Source organism: Pseudomonas multiresinivorans (assembly GCF_012971725.1).
GTDB classification, from domain to species: domain Bacteria; phylum Pseudomonadota; class Gammaproteobacteria; order Pseudomonadales; family Pseudomonadaceae; genus Pseudomonas; species Pseudomonas multiresinivorans.
On the sequence record NZ_CP048833.1, the window covers coordinates 90,122 to 105,956 of the forward strand.

Below are 15,835 nucleotides of genomic sequence, written 5' to 3' on the forward strand. Positions count from 1 at the left end.
ACAGCGCTGCGGCCACCCTCACCGGTGTCCGCAGGGCAACCCGACTGCTGATCCGCTGCCCTGTTTTCGGGCAGTTTCCTCTCGCGTCGATACCCGTGCACATCCCTCGAACCGGCGGCAAGTGTCTGGAACGGGCCATTCCCGATTCTGGTACAGGCTTTGCGTCGCCATTGTCAGGTCGGACCCTTTACGGAGTGCTGTTCATGCGAGAGAAAGCAGAGCCTGGTAGCGTCCCCGTTCCCACCCAATACATGAATGCGCAAAGTGCGATGGTCGGCCTGCGCGGCAAGGACATGCTGTCCACCCTGCGCATGCTGGCGCTGCAGGGCGTGCGCCAGCCGATGCATTCGGCGAAGCACCTGGCGGCGTTCGGCAAGCAGGTGGGCAAGGTGCTGATCGGCGACTCGCCGCTGCAACCCAACCCGCAGGACGCGCGCTTCCAGGACCCGTCCTGGCGGCTGAATCCGCTTTACCGGCGTACCGTGCAGGCCTACCTGGCCTGGCAGAAGCAGTTGCTCGCATGGGTCGACGAAAGCGACCTGAAGCCCGACGACCGCGCCCGCGCGCGGTTCCTGCTGTCGATCCTGTCCGACGCCGCCTCGCCGTCCAACACGCTGCTCAACCCCCTGGCGGTGAAGGAGCTGTTCAATACCGGCGGCCAGAGCGTCCTCAAGGGCGTGCAGCATCTACTGGACGACCTGATGCACAACGGCGGCATGCCCAGCCAGGTCAATCGCAGCGCCTTCGAGATCGGCCAGAACCTGGCCACCACGCACGGCGCCGTGGTGTTCCGCAACGAGGTGCTGGAGCTGATCCAGTACAAGCCGATGGGCGAACACCTGCACGCCAAGCCGCTGCTGATCGTGCCGCCGCAGATCAACAAGTTCTACATCTTCGACTTGTCGCCGGAGAAGAGCTTCGTCCAGTACGCCCTGAAGAATAACCTGCAGGTATTCATGGTCAGCTGGCGCAACCCCGATGCGCGTCACCGCGAGTGGGGGCTGTCGACCTACGTCACGGCGCTGGATGAAGCCATCGGGGCGTGCCGCTCCATCAGCGGCAGCCGCAGTGTGAACCTGATGGGCGCCTGCTCCGGCGGCCTGACCATCGCGGCCCTGCAGGGCCACCTACAGGCGCGCCGACAACTGCGCAAGATTGCCAGCGCGACCTACCTGGTCAGCCTGCTGGACAGCCAGGTGGAAACGCCCGCCGCGCTGTTCGCCGACGAACAGACCCTGGAGAGCAGCAAGCGCCGCTCCTACCAGCACGGCGTTCTGGACGGCCGTGACATGGCCAAGGTGTTCGCCTGGATGCGGCCCAACGACCTGATCTGGAACTACTGGGTCAACAACTACCTGCTGGGCAAGCAGCCACCGGCCTTCGACATCCTCTACTGGAACAACGACAACACCCGCCTGCCCGCCGCGCTGCACGGCGACTTCCTCGACTTCTTCAAGCACAACCCGCTGGCCCGGCCCGGCGCCATGGAGGTCAACGGCAGCGCCATCGACCTGAAGAAGGTGGCGGTGGACAACTTCCACGTCGCCGGCATCACCGACCACATCACCCCGTGGGACGCGGTGTATCGCTCGGCACAACTGCTGGGCGGCGACAGCCGTTTCGTGCTCTCCAACAGCGGGCATATCCAGAGCATCCTCAACCCGCCCGGCAACCCCAAGGCCTGCTATTTCGAGAACGGCAAGATCAGCTCCGACCCGCGCGCCTGGTACTACGACACCAAGCGCCAGGAAGGCAGCTGGTGGCCGCTGTGGCTGGAGTGGATCCAGCATCGCTCGGGCGAGCGACGCCCGGTGAGCTTCGAGCTGGGCAACGCCGAATACCCGCCCAAGGAGGCCGCGCCGGGGACCTACGTGCACGTGCGCTGAGCCGTGATACCGGAGCTTCTGTAGGAGCGAGCGTGCTCGCGAACCGCCCGAGCATTGGTGCAGCCGGAGAAGCGTTCGCGAGCAAGCTCGCTCCTACAGGGCTACGCCGTGCAGAAGTTTGAAGTGCGCCGATTGGCAGCCCCCTCCCCTGACGCTATCGTCGGCCCCACTGCGGCTGGAACCTGAACACGGATGAAAACGCGCGACCGGATTCTCGAATGCGCCCTGCAGCTGTTCAACGAGCAGGGCGAGCCCAACGTTTCAACCCTGGAGATCGCCACCGAACTGGGCATCAGCCCCGGCAATCTCTATTACCACTTCCACGGCAAGGAGCCGCTGGTGCTGGCGCTGTTCGAGCGCTTCCAGGACGAACTGGCGCCGCTGCTCGACCCGCCCGAGGACGTGCGACTGGGCGCCGAAGACTACTGGCTGTTCCTGCACCTGATCGTCGAGCGCCTGGCGCACTACCGCTTCCTCTTCCAGGACCTCTCCAACCTCTCCGGAAAGTTGCCCAAACTGGCCCGCGGCATGCGCGCCTGGCTCAATCAGCTCAAGCGCACGCTGGCCACCCTGCTGGCGCAGCTCAAGGCGCAGGAGGAACTGCTCAGCGATACCGAGGCCCTCGGCCAACTGGTCGAACAGATCACCCTGACCCTGCTGTTCTCACTGGATTATCAGCGCATCCTCGGCCACGAGGGCGACGTCCGCCACGTGGTGTTCCAGGTGATGATGCTGGTGGCGCCGCACCTGCGCCCCGACTCGCAGCTGATCGCCGAACGACTCGCCAAGCGCTACCTCGCCCCCTGACTTTTCCCCGCAGGCATTTCCCTTGAGGGAATGAAAACGCCCGGCGCGAGGCCGGGCGTGGGTGTTGCAGCAGACCGATCAGGCCTGGGACGACGGCGTCGCCGGAGCGGCAGCGGACGGCGTCACGGCCGGCGCGGCGGCAGCAGGGGCCGACGGTGCCGGGGTGGCGGCCGGAGCGGTTGCCGGCTTCGGAGCAGCCGGCTTGGCGGCGGCCTTGGGTGCAGCGGGTTTCTTCACGGCGGGCTTCTTCGCCGCGGCCGGCTTGGCTGCAGGTTTCGCAGCGGCAGGCTTGGCGGCAGCAGCCGGTTTCGCCGCGGGCTTGGCTGCCGGCTTCGCAGCGGCTTTCGCAGCCGCGGGCTTGGCGGCCGGTTTGGCCGCGGCCTTGGCAGCCGGTTTCGCGGCAGGCTTGGCAGCAGGTTTCGCAGCAGCCTTGGCAGCCGGCTTCGCAGCGGCTTTCGCGGCGGGCTTGGCGGCGGGTTTGGCAGCAGGCTTCGCAGCAGCCTTGGTCGCCGGCTTGGAGGCCGCGGTCTTCACAGCGGGTTTCGCGGCCGGTTTGGCGGCTGCTTTCGCTGCGGGTTTGGCGGCGGCCTTGGCGGCCGGTTTGGCGGTCTTGACGCTGACGCCGGTGAGTTTTTCGATCTGCTTGGTGAGGCTGTCGACCTTGCTGTGCAGGTCTTTCACTTCACGGCTGCTCGGTACGCCCAGACGCGAAATCGCGCTGTTCAGGCGCTTGTCGAAGGCCTCTTCCAGCTCGCCCCACTTGCCGATCGCGGCGCCCTTGACGGCATCGACGCGAGCCTTCGCGGAACGGGTGGAAGTCTTCACCGCACCCTCGACTTCGGTCTTTGCCAGTTTCTCGGCCTTCTCGCCGTCCTTGACCAGGGTCTCGAACACCTTGCTGCCGTCCTTGCTGACCTTCGAGTAGGCCCCCAAGCCAGCCAGCCAGATCTGCCGCGAGTATTTCTCGATCTCGCCGATCCAACTGGACTCTTTTTTATCGGTAGTTTTTTTGCCAGCCATCCCGCTCTCCTTATTGGTTTTTCGCGACTCGCTCGAGCACTGCGCTCAGCTCATCCAGCTTAGCAGAGAGCGCCTCCACATCACGCCTGGAGGGAATTCCGATTCGATTGAGGGCGGAGGCGACACGCGCATCGAACGCTTCCTCGATCCTGTCGAAGTTGAGCTTGGCTTTGACGCTGTGCAGGCGACCCTTGACGCTGTCGTTGGCGGCGTCGATCTGGGTGCTCACCAGGTCGCGACCTTTCTTCTCCACGGACTCGCCGGACTTGACCAGTTCCTTGAAGTACTCGCTGCCTTCGGCGCCCACGCGAGCGTAGGTACCCAGGCCCGCGAGCCAGATCTGCCGCGCGTAGTGCTTGGCATCGGAGTAGAGGGAGGATTCGAGCTCTACGACTTTCTTCTTGCTGACAGCCTTGGCCATGGTGGCACCTCACAGGGTTCTGATTCGATGATGTCGAACAGCTGCCCGCGAAAGGCGGGACTGTGAGCCAAGGTATCGGGGAAAATTAGAAAACACATACCAGGCTTTGTAGGAAAGCCGGCGCCGCCCGAAAGCGGCTTGGCCCCGCAGGGAGCGGGGCCGGAAGGTATCAGGCCAGCGCCTTGTCCAGCGCGCGCTCGATCTCGCCCTTGAGCAGGCCGCCCATGGCCGAGAGCATCAGGCCCAGCTTCACGTCCACCGCGACCTTGTCCGCGCCCACTTCGATGCGCCCATCCACGCCGCTGCGCTTGAACAGCAGGGTATCGCCCTGCCATTCGCTGCTCACGCCGTGCTCGCGGCCGAGCTTGTCGGCGAGCTTCTCCGCCTTGGCGCGGGCGGCTTCGAGGCCGAGGGAGTGGGAACGTTCGACGTGGATACGGGACATGCTGGAACTCCGCGAATGACTGACTTTCCAGATGATACGCGCCGCGCCGTATCGCCGCACCCCGGCGCCCCTCTTGCCGCGGCGAGCGGGGCGGCGTTTTCTCCGCATCCTGTTAGAATGCCCGCCACTGACTTCCAGGGTAGAAATGCCATGAGCGAACCGCGCAAGCCCCAAGCCGGCCAGGACGGCGCCGATCCCACCACGCACTTCGGCTACAAGACCGTGCGCGAGAGCGAGAAGGCCGAGAAGGTCGCCGAGGTATTCCACTCGGTCGCCGCCAAGTACGACCTGATGAACGACCTGATGTCCGGCGGCGTCCACCGTCTGTGGAAGCGCTTCACCATCGAGCTGTCCGGCGTGCGCGCCGGCAACCGGGTGCTGGACATCGCCGGCGGCACCGGCGACCTGACCCGCCAGTTCTCCCGCCTGGTCGGCCCGACCGGCGAAGTGGTGCTGGCCGACATCAACGCCTCGATGCTCAAGGTCGGCCGCGACAAGCTGCTCGACAGCGGCGTCGCCGGCAACGTCAACTTCGTCCAGGCCGACGCCGAGAAGCTGCCGTTCCCCGACAATTATTTCGACGCAGTAACCATCGCCTTCGGCCTGCGCAACGTCACCCACAAGGACGAAGCCATCCGTTCGATGCTGCGCGTCCTCAAGCCCGGCGGCCGCCTGCTCGTGCTGGAGTTCTCCAAGCCCACCAGCAGCCTGCTGTCCAAGGCCTACGACGCGTACTCCTTCACCCTGCTGCCGCTGATGGGCAAGCTGGTGACCAACGATTCCGAGAGCTACCGCTACCTCGCCGAATCGATCCGCATGCACCCCGACCAGGAAACGCTGAAGTCGATGATGGTGGAGGCCGGTTTCGACCGCGTCACCTACCACAACATGACTGGTGGCGTGGTCGCCCTGCACCGCGGCATCAAGCCCTGATGACCCTGCTCCTGCAGGCCGCCCTGGCCAGCGCCGAGGCCACCGTCAACCGTGTGTTGCGGCTCGATGGCGTGGCGCTGAAGCGTCTCGGCCGGCTCGCCGGCAAGGTGCTGGAAGTGGACTGCCAGGCGCCCGCGCTCAGGCTGTTCATCCTGCCCGACGCCGACGGCCTGCACCTGGCCGCGCACCACGAGGCCCAGCCCGACTGCACCCTGGTCGCGCCGGCCGGCAGCCTGCTGCAACTGGCACTGGCCAAGGACAAGACCCGCGTCCTGCACAGCCCGGAAGTGACCATGGGCGGCGACAGCGCGATGCTGCTGGAGCTGGCCGATATTCTCCAGAGCCTGGAGCTGGACTGGGAGTACGAAGTCTCCCGCTGGCTCGGTCCGGTGCCCGCGCACCTGCTCGGCGCGCGCCTGCGCGGCGGCATGGCCTGGGCCGGCGACAGCCTGGAAAGCCTGCGCCTGAGCCTCGCCGATTACCTCGCCGAGGAAAGCCGCAGCCTGGTCGGCCAGCACGAAGCCGAAGCACGCTTCGCCGAGCTGGACCAGTTGAAGATGTCCCTCGACCGCCTCGACGCGCGGATCAACCGCCTGACCCAGAAGATCAAACCCGACGCATGAAGCTGCTCGCCTTCCGCCGCCTGCTGCGCATCCAGCGCGTAGCCATCCGCTACCGTCTGGACGACATGGTCCTCGAACTGCCCTTCCTGCCCTGGTGGCTGCGCCTGCTCGGCGGCTTGCTGCCCTGGCGCTGGCTACCGCGCAAGCCGCTGGAGCTCAGCCGGGGGGCGCGTATCCGGCTTGCGCTGGAAGACCTCGGGCCGATCTTCATCAAGTTCGGCCAGATACTTTCCACGCGCCGTGACCTGCTGCCCGACGACATCGCCCTGGAACTGGCCTTCCTTCAGGACAAGGTGCCGCCCTTCCCGCCGGAACAGGCCGTGGCACTCATCGAGCAGCAGCTCGGCGCGAAGATCGAGCAGGTGTTCTCCCGCTTCGAGCGCGAACCGCTGGCCTCCGCCTCGGTGGCGCAGGTACACACCGCGCAGCTGAAGAGCGGCGAGGAAGTGGTGGTGAAGGTCATCCGCCCGAACCTGGAGCCAGTTATCCGCTCCGACATCGCCTGGCTGCACATCCTCGCCCGCACCGCCGAGCGCATCTCCGCCGACGCCCGCCGCCTGCACCCGGCCGAAGTGGTCAGCGACTACGAGAAGACCATCTACGACGAGTTGGACCTGCTGCGCGAAGCGGCCAACTCCTCGCAGCTGCGGCGCAACTTCGAAGGCTCGCCGCTGCTCTACGTGCCCCAGGTCTACTGGGACTGGTGCCGCCCCAAGGTGCTGGTGATGGAGCGCATCTACGGCATCCCGGTCACCGACCTGGAAACCCTGCGCGACCAGCGCACCGACTTCAAGGCACTGGCCGAACGTGGCGTGGAGATCTTCTTCACCCAGGTGTTCCGCGACAGCTTCTTCCACGCCGACATGCACCCCGGCAACATCTTCGTCAGCACCCGCACGCCCTGGAGCCCGCAGTACATCGCGGTGGACTGCGGCATCGTCGGCAGTCTCACCGACGAGGACCAGGACTACCTGGCGCGCAACCTGATCGCCTTCTTCAAGCGCGACTACCGCAAGGTCGCCCAGTTGCACATCGACTCGGGCTGGGTGCCGGCGGAAACCAAGGTCAACGATTTCGAGGCGGCGATCCGCACCGTGTGCGAGCCGATCTTCGAGAAGCCGCTCAAGGACATCTCCTTTGGCCAGGTGCTGCTGCGCCTGTTCCAGACCGCGCGGCGCTTCAACATGGAAGTGCAGCCACAGCTGGTGCTGCTGCAGAAGACCCTGCTGAACATCGAAGGCCTGGGCCGCCAGCTCTACCCGGAGCTGGACCTGTGGACCACCGCGCAGCCCTTCCTGGAGCGCTGGATGCGAGATCGCGTCAGCCCCGGCACGCTGCTGCGCAATGCCCAGCAGCACATCGAACAGTTGCCGCACCTGGCGCAGATGACCCGTGACACCCTGGAGCGCCTGTCCCGCGAGCCGCAACCCGAGGCACGTCTGACCGGCGCCCAGGCCGGCATGGCCAGCGCCTGGCCGGCGCGACTGATCGGCGCAGTGCTGGTTGCCGGCGCCGCCGAAACCGGTCTGGCCACCCACTCCCTCGCGGCGTGGCCGGCCTGGGCGATGCTGGCCGGTGGTCTGTATCTGATTCTGCGCCGATAGCCAGTCGCCCCGGTGGCTGGCACACTTGACCGCTATACAAAGTGGCTCTGGGCACCACGCGTGCCCGCTGTACGGAACCCGAGATGAAAGACTGGCTGGACGAAATCAACTGGAATGCCGATGGACTGGTGCCGGCGATCGCCCAGGACCATCGCACCGGCCGCGTGCTCATGATGGCCTGGATGAACCGTGAGGCCCTCACCCTCACCGCCGCCGAAAACCGCGCCATCTACTGGTCGCGCTCGCGCGGCAAGCTCTGGCGCAAGGGCGAGGACTCCGGCCACGTGCAGAAGCTGCACGAGCTGCGCCTGGACTGCGACGCCGACGTGGTGATCCTGATGGTCGAGCAGCTGGGCGGCATCGCCTGCCACACGGGCCGCGAGAGCTGCTTCTACCGGGTGTTCGAGAACGGCGCCTGGCAGACCGTCGACCCGGTCCTCAAGGACCCGGATGCCATCTACTCCCACGTAGGTACAGGAAAACCCCATGAGCACTGATACCCTCGCCCGTCTGGCGGAAGTCCTCGAAGCGCGCAAGAATGCCGCACCGGACAGCTCCTACGTGGCCAGCCTGTATCACAAGGGCCTGAACAAGATCCTGGAGAAGGTTGGCGAGGAGTCGGTGGAAACCATTCTCGCCGCCAAGGACGCCGCCGCCAGCGGTGACTGCACGGACCTGATCTACGAAACGGCCGACCTCTGGTTCCACTCCCTGGTGATGCTCGCCGCCTTAGGCCAGCACCCGCAGGCGGTAATGGACGAGCTGGACCGCCGCTTCGGCCTTTCCGGGCATGACGAAAAAGCCGCGCGCCAACCGTCGGCCTGATACGAACAATTCGAGGAGAACAAGATGGGCATCTTTGACTGGAAACACTGGGTCGTCATCCTGATCGTCGTGGTCCTGGTGTTCGGCACCAAGCGCCTGAAGAACCTCGGCTCGGACGTCGGCGAAGCCATCAAGGGCTTCAAGAAGGCGATGAACACCGAGGAAGACGAGAAGAAGGACCCCAACGCCGCTGCCGGCAACCCGCCGCTGAACCAGCCGCACACCATCGACGCCCAGGCGCACAAGGTTGAAGAGCCGGCGCGCAAGGACTGATTCATGTTCGGTATCAGCTTCAGCGAACTGTTACTGGTAGGGCTCGTCGCCCTGCTGGTGCTCGGCCCCGACCGCCTGCCGGGCGCTGCGCGCACGGCGGGCCTGTGGATCGGCCGTCTAAAGCGCAGCTTCAACGCCATCAAGACGGAAGTTGAACGCGAGCTGGGCGCGGATGAAATCCGCCGCCAGCTGCACAACGAGCACATCCTGCAGATGGAACAGGAAGCCAAGAAGCTGATGGCGCCGCTGACCGACCTGCAGGAGCAGGCCCGGGAAACCTTCAATCCGCAGCAACAGCCGGCCCAGCCTGACGGCCAGGGCGCGCCTGCCGAGCCGCCCGCGGCGCCGAGCATCGCGCCCAATAGCCGCCTGAACAGCCTGCCGGGCGCGGGCCTCGCGCCCGCCACCCCGGAGGTTCCTGCCGCTGCACCGCAGGCGCCGGAAGCCGGCCAGCCGGCCCAACCGACCGCCGCGAGCCAGCCGCCCGCTTCGTCCGAGACGCCGCGTACCCCATGAGCGCCGAAAAACCCGACCAGCCCGAACATGACCAGGAAATGCCCCTGGTCTCACACCTGACCGAGCTGCGCACGCGACTGCTGCGCTGCGTGATCGCGATCTTCGTGATCTTCATCGGCCTGCTGTACTTCTCGCAGAAGATCTACGCGCTGGCCTCCGAGCCACTGCGGCGCTTCCTGCCCGAAGGCGCGACCATGATCGCCATCGATCCGGCGTCCGCCTTCCTCGCGCCCCTGAAGCTGACCATGATCGTCGCCGTCCTGCTGACCATGCCGATCATCCTCAGCCAGATCTGGGGCTTCATCGCCCCCGGCCTGTACAAGCACGAGAAGCGCGTCGCCCTGCCGCTGCTGGCCTCCAGCATCGTGCTGTTCTACGCCGGCATGGCCTTCGCCTACTTCCTGGTGTTCCCGTTGATGTTCCACTTCTTCCTCGGCCAGGCCCCGGAAGGGGTGACGCCGATGACCGACATCAACAGCTACCTGGACTTCCTCACCCTGCTGTTCGCCTTCGGCGTGGCCTTCGAGATTCCCGTGGCCACCGTGCTGCTGGTGTGGATCGGGGTGGTCGACGTGGCCTACCTGAAGAAGATCCGTCCGTACGTGATCATCGGCTGCTTCGTGGTCGGCATGATCCTCACGCCGCCGGACCCGCTGTCGCAAACCCTCCTCGCGGTGCCGATGTGGCTGCTGTTCGAGGCCGGCGTGCTGTTCAGCCACCTGATCCGCAAGCGCGGCCCGGAAGAGGAAGAAGAGTCCAAGGGCGACCAGCCGCCGGCTACCCGCCCGTGAACCTGCTGCTGCTCGACGACGCCGACTTCGTGGCGGCGGATCGCGTGATCCTGCGCGATCGCCGCCTGACCCACATGCAGGAAGTCCACCGCGCCGAAAGCGGCGACCGCATGCGCGTTGGCCGTCTCGGCGGCCTGATGGGCGAAGGCCGCCTGCTGCGCCTAGACGCCAACGAGGCCGAGTTGCAGGTGAGCTTCGACCAGGCGCCGCCGGCCAAGCTGCCGCTGACCCTGCTGCTCGCCCTGCCCCGCCCGAAGATGCTCCGCCGTGTGCTGCAGACCGTAGCCGCCATGGGCGTACCGCGCCTGGTGCTGCTCAACAGCTACCGGGTGGAAAAGAGCTTCTGGCAGACGCCCTTCCTAGAACCCGATGCCGTGCGCGAGCAGTTGATCCTCGGCCTCGAACAGGCACGCGACACCGTGCTGCCCGAGGTGATCATCGAGAAGCGCTTCAAGCCCTTCGTCGAGGATCGCCTGCCCGCCCTGGCCGCCGGCAGTCTCGGCCTGATCGGCCACCCCGGCCCCTGGCCCGAGTGCCCGCGCGCGCTGAGCGAGCCGGTGACCCTCGCCATCGGCCCCGAAGGCGGCTGGATTCCCTACGAGGTCGAGAAGCTGCGCGAAGCCGGTCTGAACCCCGTGCAACTAGGCGAACGCATCCTGCGAGTCGAGACCGCCGTCACCGCGCTTCTGGCACGACTGTTCTAAGTTGAACTGGCGCAAAGCCAGTAACCACGCGGCCTCCAGCGTGAACCACCAGTCAGAAAAAGCACTCCGGAACTCTTCAGTTCCACGCTGTCGCGCCGATATCAGCGGTACCGGTCGTCCCCCACTCTGCGCATTTCCTGCTCAGCCATGCGTACCGGCCCCGTTCAATCCTGGAGCGCCGCCTTCATGTTTCGCTGGTTCAACAACCTGACTGTCAAACTCAAACTCGCCGCAGGCTTCGGCCTGGTGCTGCTACTCACTCTGCTGATCGCCCTTACCGGCTGGATCAACCTGGGCAATGTGATTAGCCGAGGCGACAAGCTCGGCGAGATTTCCGAGCTGATTGCGATCGCCAAGGATCTGCGTATCGCCCGCCTGAAATTCCAGTCCACCCGCGCTCCGGAAGACGCCAAGGCGGTGCTCGATACGCTGGACAAGCTGGACCAGCGCCACCGTGCGCTGAACGAGCGGTTCACCGAAGCCGAGGACCGCCGAGTCATCGACCAGCAGCATGACCTGAGCGTGGAGTACCGCAAGCTGTACGCCCAGTTGCTGAAGTCCTTCGAAGAGCGCGACGCCGCCAAGCAGGTGCTGATCCAGGCTGCCGGCGCGGTCAGCGATGGCATGCAGAAGGCCGAGCAGAAGCTGGTCAACAGCGCCAGCGTGGAAAGCCTGCAACACCTGCAGGATCTCTCCGGCCTGGGCCGCGCGGTGATGCAGGCGCGCTTGCAGGTGATGGCCTACACCAGCACCGATGCGCAGAACCTGGAGCAGCCTGCCTTTGCCGCCCTGCAGAAGCTGATCGACGGCGTGAAGAGCGACATGAGCACCTCGCCGGCCGAGCTGAACGGCGAATTCCGCGCCACCCTCGATGCGCTGGAGACCTACCGCAACGCGCTGACCAACTACCGCAACGAGGTCAACGACAGCCAGGCCGCCCGCGACCGCATGCGCGACGCCGGCCAGCAGATCGAGAAGCTGAGCAACGAGCTGACATCCTCCCAGACCGCCAAGCGCGACGCCGGCGTCGCCCAGGCCAAGACCCTGCTGGGCCTGGCCGCGCTGATAGCCCTGGTGCTGGGCAGCATCGCCGCCTGGATCATCACCGCGCAGATCGTCAATCCGCTGCGCGACGTGCTGGGCCATGCCGAGCGTATCGCCGACGGCGACCTCAGCCGCGACATCCCCACCAATCGCCACGACGAGCTGGGCCAGCTGCAGAAGAGCATGCAACGCATGAATCTGTCCCTGCGCGAGCTGATCAGCCGCATCCACGACGGCGTGACACAGATCGCCAGTGCCGCCGAGGAACTGTCCGCGGTGACCGAGCAGACCAGCGCCGGGGTGAACAACCAGAAGACCGAGACCGACCAGGTCGCCACCGCCATGAACGAAATGGCCGCCACCGTGCAGGAAGTCGCGCGCAATGCCGAGGAAGCCTCCGAGGCTGCCTCCGCCGCCGACCGCCAGGCCCGCGACGGCGAAGGTGCGGTGAATGAGGCGGTGAACCAGATGGACCGCCTGGCCGGCGAAGTCGGCCGCACCAACGAATCGGTGCTCAAGCTCAAGCGCGAAAGCGAAAAGATCGGCAGCGTGCTGGACGTGATCAAGGCAGTCGCCGAGCAGACGAACCTGCTGGCGCTCAACGCCGCCATCGAGGCCGCCCGCGCCGGCGACGCCGGGCGTGGTTTCGCCGTGGTGGCGGACGAGGTGCGTGGCCTCGCGCAGCGTACCCAGTCCTCCACCGAGGAGATCGAGGAGCTGATCGCCGGCCTGCAGAGCGGTACCCAGCAGGCCGTGCAGATGATGGAGACCAGCCGCGACCTGACCGTCAGCACTGTCGACCTGACCCGCCGCGCCGGCGAGCGACTGGGCGCCATCACCCGCACCGTGTCGACCATTCAGTCGATGAACCAGCAGATCGCCGCCGCTTCCGAGCAGCAGAGTGCGGTGGCCGAGGAGATCAACCGCAGCGTGATGAACGTGCGCGACATTTCCGAGCAGACCGCCGCCGCCAGCGAGGAAACCGCCGCCTCCAGCGTCGAGCTGGCGCGCCTGGGCAACGAGCTGCAGGTGCTGGTCAGCCGCTTCCGCGTCTGATCTTTCCGAGACGAAAAGGCCCGCGCAATGCGGGCCTTTTTTATTTCTCCCTGCCGGACATCGGTATCGGGGCTTCCCCGTCAGCTCTCCCCTGGGAGAGCTGAGGGCAATCCCGAATCTGTAGGAGCGAGCTTGCTCGCGAACAAACCCCGCTGCGGGATCAGTTCGCGAGCAAGCTCGCTCCTACAAGAACTCTCGCGCCGCGCGAGAAACCCGCGACGAATTCGCGCCTTCAGTTTCTGCAGCTCCCGCCGATAGCCTCTGACGCACGAAGATGCGTCCCGACAATTGCGCCTCGCCTCCGATCTTTTGTTGTTGCCTGCCACGGGCCGTCGATCCCGTGGCGACGCCTGCCTGGAGTATTCGACATGTACGATTGGCTAGTAGTACAGCTGGGACGTCTCAACGTCAGCCTCAAGCTGGTGGTGGGCTTCGGTATCCTCCTCTTCCTCACCCTGCTGGTCCTGCTCAGCGGCCTGCACAGCCTGAGCAACCAGGCCGAGCGCGGCCAGCAGATGGCGACCATCACCGAGCTCAACGACCTCAGCCAGCAGGCCAACCTCGCCCGCCTGCAGTTCGAACTGGGCGGCGACCGCAGCCAGGCCGAGCGCGTCGAGCAGCACAGCACGAAGATGCTGGAGCTGATCGAACAGCGCCTGAAAGGCAGCGATATCGATGCCAGGCAATTGGACGCCGCACGCCAGGCGGTGAGCGAATACCGCGAAGCTTTCAGCGCCCTGACCCGCGCCGTGGACCAGCGCACCCAGGCCCGCAGCACCCTGGTGGGCAGCGCGCAGAGCGCCCTGCAGGCCTTCGAGGCACTGGACAAGCAGCTCTTCGACCTGCTCGCCGAGCAACCCGGCGATACCCAGTTGCTGCACAGCGCCCAGGCCGTCGGCCAACTGCACCAGCAACTGCTGGTGGTGCGCTACCAGGTGCGCGGCTACGTCTTCGAGCAATCTGCCAATACCGAACAGGCCGCCTTCGCCGCCTTCGACAAGCTGCGCGACACCGGTACCGCGCTGCAGAGGCAGTTACCAGCCATCGCCGCCGACGGTCTGAGTACGGCCCTGAAGGACCTGCAGAACTACCGCAGCGGCATCGAACACTTCCGCGACGGCGTTAACGCCACCCTGCAGGCACGCAAGGGCCTGAATGGCGCCAGCGAAGCGCTGCTCGCGGCGAGCGATCACCTGTACGACGACACCCTCGCGCGCAACGATGCCGAGACCGCCGCTGCCAGGACCCGGCAGATTCTCATCGCCGTCCTGGCGCTCGCCTTCGGCATGCTGTCGGGCTGGGCCATCAACCGCCAGATCGTCCGTCCGCTGCATGAGGCGCTGGAGCTGGCCGAGCGCATCGCCCAGGGCGACCTGTCCCAGGGCCTTTCCCGCGACCTCAACCTGCAGCGCAGCGACGAGCTGGGCCAATTGCAGCGCGTGATGATGCGCATGCGCGAAAGCCTGTCGCAGCTGCTCGGCCACATCGGCGGCAGCGTCAGCCAGCTGGCCACCGCCGCTGACGAACTCTCCGCCGTCACCGAGCAGACCCGCGCCGGGGTGAACAGCCAGCGAGTGGAAACCGAGCAGGTCGCCAGCGCCATCCATGAAATGGCCGCTACCGTGCAGGAGGTCGCGCGCAACGCCGAGCAGGCCTCCGCCGCCGCACAACAGGCCGACCAGCAGGCGCGCCAGGGCGACCAGGTGGTACAGGACGCGGTGAACCAGATCGACCGCCTGGCCATCGAGGTGGATCGCTCCGCCGAGGCCATGGAGCTGCTGCGCAAGGAAAGCGAAAAGATCGGCAGCGTGCTGGATGTGATCAAGTCGGTCGCCGAGCAGACCAACCTGCTCGCGCTCAACGCCGCGATCGAGGCCGCCCGTGCCGGCGAGGCCGGGCGTGGATTCGCCGTGGTCGCCGACGAGGTGCGCGGCCTGGCCCAGCGCACCCAGTCCTCCACCGCCGAGATCGAAGGCCTGATCGCCGGCCTGCAACGCGGCGCCCAGGAAGCGGTGACGCGCATGGACGACAGCCGCCGCCTGACCGGCAGTTCGGTGGAACTGACCCGCCGCGCTGGCGAGGCGTTGGGCGTAATCGCCCGCACCGTGGCCGACATCCAGGGCATGAACCTGCAGATCGCCTCCGCCGCCGAGGAACAGAGCAGCGTCGCCGAGGAGATCAACCGCAGCGTGGTGCAGGTACGCGAGATCGCCGACCAGTCGGCCGCCGCCAGCGAACAGACTGCCAGTTCCAGCACCGAATTGGCGCGCCTGGGCAACGAGCTGCAGCTGCAGGTGGGCCGTTTCCGCCTGTGAGGCCTCGGCTGGCCGGTGCACCCGCACCGGCCGGCGGGACAATTGTCATGCGCATGGCGTAGGATCGGTCACTCGCCATATAGGGAGAGTGACCATGCGCCCGCTGACCATCGACCTCGACGAACTCGCCTTCGCGCTCGACACCCAGGGTATCGATCACTACCTCGATCTGTTCAGCGGCCAGGTGCTGCTGATTCCCGAAGAAGACCCCGATCCTGAACTGGCCGAACTGCTGCACCACGAGCCGGAACGCCTGCTGCCCATCGAACCGCTGAGCAGCGGCCAGTCGCTGGAGCTGATGCGCGACTTTCTGCGCGAAGTGCCCGAACCCCACGCCTATTCCGCCCTGGCCAACGCCATCGAGGGACGCAAGCCGTTCAAGGCGTTCCGCCACGTGTTGATGGGTTATCCGGAGCTGCTGCAGACCTGGTATGTCTACCAGGGCGAGCGGCTGCGCGAATGTGCGCTGGATTGGCTGGCGGATAACCAGATCCAGCCGGCCACGCGCAGCGCGATGCTCTGATCCGCAGGTTCGCGAGCAAGCTCGCTCCTACGAAGAGCACCGTTTTCAC

At 66.1% G+C, this 15,835-nt stretch carries 17 protein-coding genes and 2 pseudogenes; 16 read left to right on the top strand and 3 right to left on the bottom strand.

Annotated features, from left to right (window positions below; all coding sequences use genetic code 11):
• Positions 1-203: 203 nt before the first annotated feature.
• Both phaC and G4G71_RS00400 read left to right on the top strand, forming a co-directional pair.
• Positions 204-1,886 carry a class II poly(R)-hydroxyalkanoic acid synthase gene (gene phaC / locus G4G71_RS00395; RefSeq protein WP_169934967.1) on the top strand — a complete coding sequence of 561 codons (1,683 nt, stop codon included), beginning with the start codon at positions 204-206 and terminating at the stop codon, positions 1,884-1,886.
• A gap of 192 nt (positions 1,887-2,078) precedes the next feature.
• The gene (locus G4G71_RS00400) at positions 2,079-2,693 is read left to right on the top strand and encodes a TetR/AcrR family transcriptional regulator (RefSeq protein ID WP_169934968.1); all 615 of its coding nucleotides are present in this window, start codon (positions 2,079-2,081) and stop codon (positions 2,691-2,693) included.
• A 78-nt stretch (positions 2,694-2,771) separates the two neighbouring features.
• Here the strand turns inward: G4G71_RS00400 and G4G71_RS00405 are convergent, their stop codons facing one another.
• From G4G71_RS00405 to G4G71_RS00415, 3 genes are all read right to left on the bottom strand, one after another.
• The gene (locus tag G4G71_RS00405) at positions 2,772-3,713 is read right to left on the bottom strand and encodes a phasin family protein (RefSeq protein ID WP_169934969.1); all 942 of its coding nucleotides are present in this window, start codon (positions 3,711-3,713) and stop codon (positions 2,772-2,774) included.
• Positions 3,714-3,723: 10 nt separating this feature from the next.
• On the bottom strand, positions 3,724-4,134 hold the full coding sequence (locus G4G71_RS00410; RefSeq protein WP_169934970.1) for a phasin family protein: 411 nt from the start codon (positions 4,132-4,134) through the stop codon (positions 3,724-3,726).
• 169 nt (positions 4,135-4,303) lie between these two features.
• Positions 4,304-4,579, bottom strand: coding sequence for a polyhydroxyalkanoic acid system family protein (locus G4G71_RS00415; protein ID WP_024767449.1), 276 nt, complete (start codon positions 4,577-4,579; stop codon positions 4,304-4,306).
• 150 nt (positions 4,580-4,729) lie between these two features.
• Here G4G71_RS00415 and ubiE point away from each other — a divergent pair, with 150 nt between their 5' ends.
• From ubiE to G4G71_RS00475, 14 genes and pseudogenes are all read left to right on the top strand, one after another.
• Positions 4,730-5,512, top strand: a complete 783-nt coding sequence (gene ubiE, locus G4G71_RS00420; RefSeq protein WP_169934971.1) for a bifunctional demethylmenaquinone methyltransferase/2-methoxy-6-polyprenyl-1,4-benzoquinol methylase UbiE — start codon at positions 4,730-4,732, stop codon at positions 5,510-5,512.
• Positions 5,509-6,135, top strand: coding sequence for a ubiquinone biosynthesis accessory factor UbiJ (locus G4G71_RS00425; RefSeq protein ID WP_240964989.1), 627 nt, complete (start codon positions 5,509-5,511; stop codon positions 6,133-6,135). The genes ubiE and G4G71_RS00425 overlap by 4 nt, the downstream gene beginning before the upstream one ends.
• On the top strand, positions 6,132-7,739 hold the full coding sequence (gene ubiB, locus G4G71_RS00430) for a ubiquinone biosynthesis regulatory protein kinase UbiB (RefSeq protein ID WP_169934973.1): 1,608 nt from the start codon (positions 6,132-6,134) through the stop codon (positions 7,737-7,739). The genes G4G71_RS00425 and ubiB overlap by 4 nt, the downstream gene beginning before the upstream one ends.
• 83 nt (positions 7,740-7,822) lie before the next feature.
• Complete coding sequence (gene hisI / locus G4G71_RS00435) at positions 7,823-8,236, top strand: phosphoribosyl-AMP cyclohydrolase (protein WP_138213084.1); 414 nt, start codon at positions 7,823-7,825, stop codon at positions 8,234-8,236.
• The gene (locus tag G4G71_RS00440) at positions 8,226-8,564 is read left to right on the top strand and encodes a phosphoribosyl-ATP diphosphatase (protein WP_169934974.1); all 339 of its coding nucleotides are present in this window, start codon (positions 8,226-8,228) and stop codon (positions 8,562-8,564) included. The genes hisI and G4G71_RS00440 overlap by 11 nt, the downstream gene beginning before the upstream one ends.
• A 24-nt stretch (positions 8,565-8,588) precedes the next feature.
• On the top strand, positions 8,589-8,837 hold the full coding sequence (locus G4G71_RS00445; protein WP_169934975.1) for a twin-arginine translocase TatA/TatE family subunit: 249 nt from the start codon (positions 8,589-8,591) through the stop codon (positions 8,835-8,837).
• Between the two features lie 3 nt (positions 8,838-8,840).
• Entirely contained in the window at positions 8,841-9,353 is a 513-nt protein-coding gene (gene tatB, locus G4G71_RS00450; protein WP_045212905.1) for a Sec-independent protein translocase protein TatB, read from the top strand.
• Positions 9,350-10,144, top strand: a complete 795-nt coding sequence (gene tatC / locus G4G71_RS00455; RefSeq protein WP_169934976.1) for a twin-arginine translocase subunit TatC — start codon at positions 9,350-9,352, stop codon at positions 10,142-10,144. The genes tatB and tatC overlap by 4 nt, the downstream gene beginning before the upstream one ends.
• Complete coding sequence (locus G4G71_RS00460; RefSeq protein WP_169934977.1) at positions 10,141-10,848, top strand: 16S rRNA (uracil(1498)-N(3))-methyltransferase; 708 nt, start codon at positions 10,141-10,143, stop codon at positions 10,846-10,848. The genes tatC and G4G71_RS00460 overlap by 4 nt, the downstream gene beginning before the upstream one ends.
• Positions 10,849-11,034: 186 nt before the next feature.
• Positions 11,035-12,027: pseudogene (locus G4G71_RS30120) on the top strand (methyl-accepting chemotaxis protein); the annotation flags it as partial.
• A 216-nt stretch (positions 12,028-12,243) separates the two neighbouring features.
• Positions 12,244-12,948 carry a methyl-accepting chemotaxis protein gene (locus G4G71_RS30125; RefSeq protein WP_420826035.1) on the top strand — a complete coding sequence of 235 codons (705 nt, stop codon included), beginning with the start codon at positions 12,244-12,246 and terminating at the stop codon, positions 12,946-12,948.
• A 515-nt stretch (positions 12,949-13,463) separates the two neighbouring features.
• Positions 13,464-14,357 (top strand): annotated as a pseudogene (locus G4G71_RS30130) (methyl-accepting chemotaxis protein); the annotation flags it as partial.
• Positions 14,358-14,558: 201 nt separating this feature from the next.
• A complete protein-coding gene (locus G4G71_RS30135) occupies positions 14,559-15,263 on the top strand; it encodes a methyl-accepting chemotaxis protein (RefSeq protein ID WP_420826036.1) in 705 nt (234 codons plus the stop codon).
• A 94-nt stretch (positions 15,264-15,357) separates the two neighbouring features.
• Positions 15,358-15,786, top strand: a complete 429-nt coding sequence (locus G4G71_RS00475) for a UPF0158 family protein (protein ID WP_169934980.1) — start codon at positions 15,358-15,360, stop codon at positions 15,784-15,786.
• Positions 15,787-15,835 lie beyond the last annotated feature (49 nt).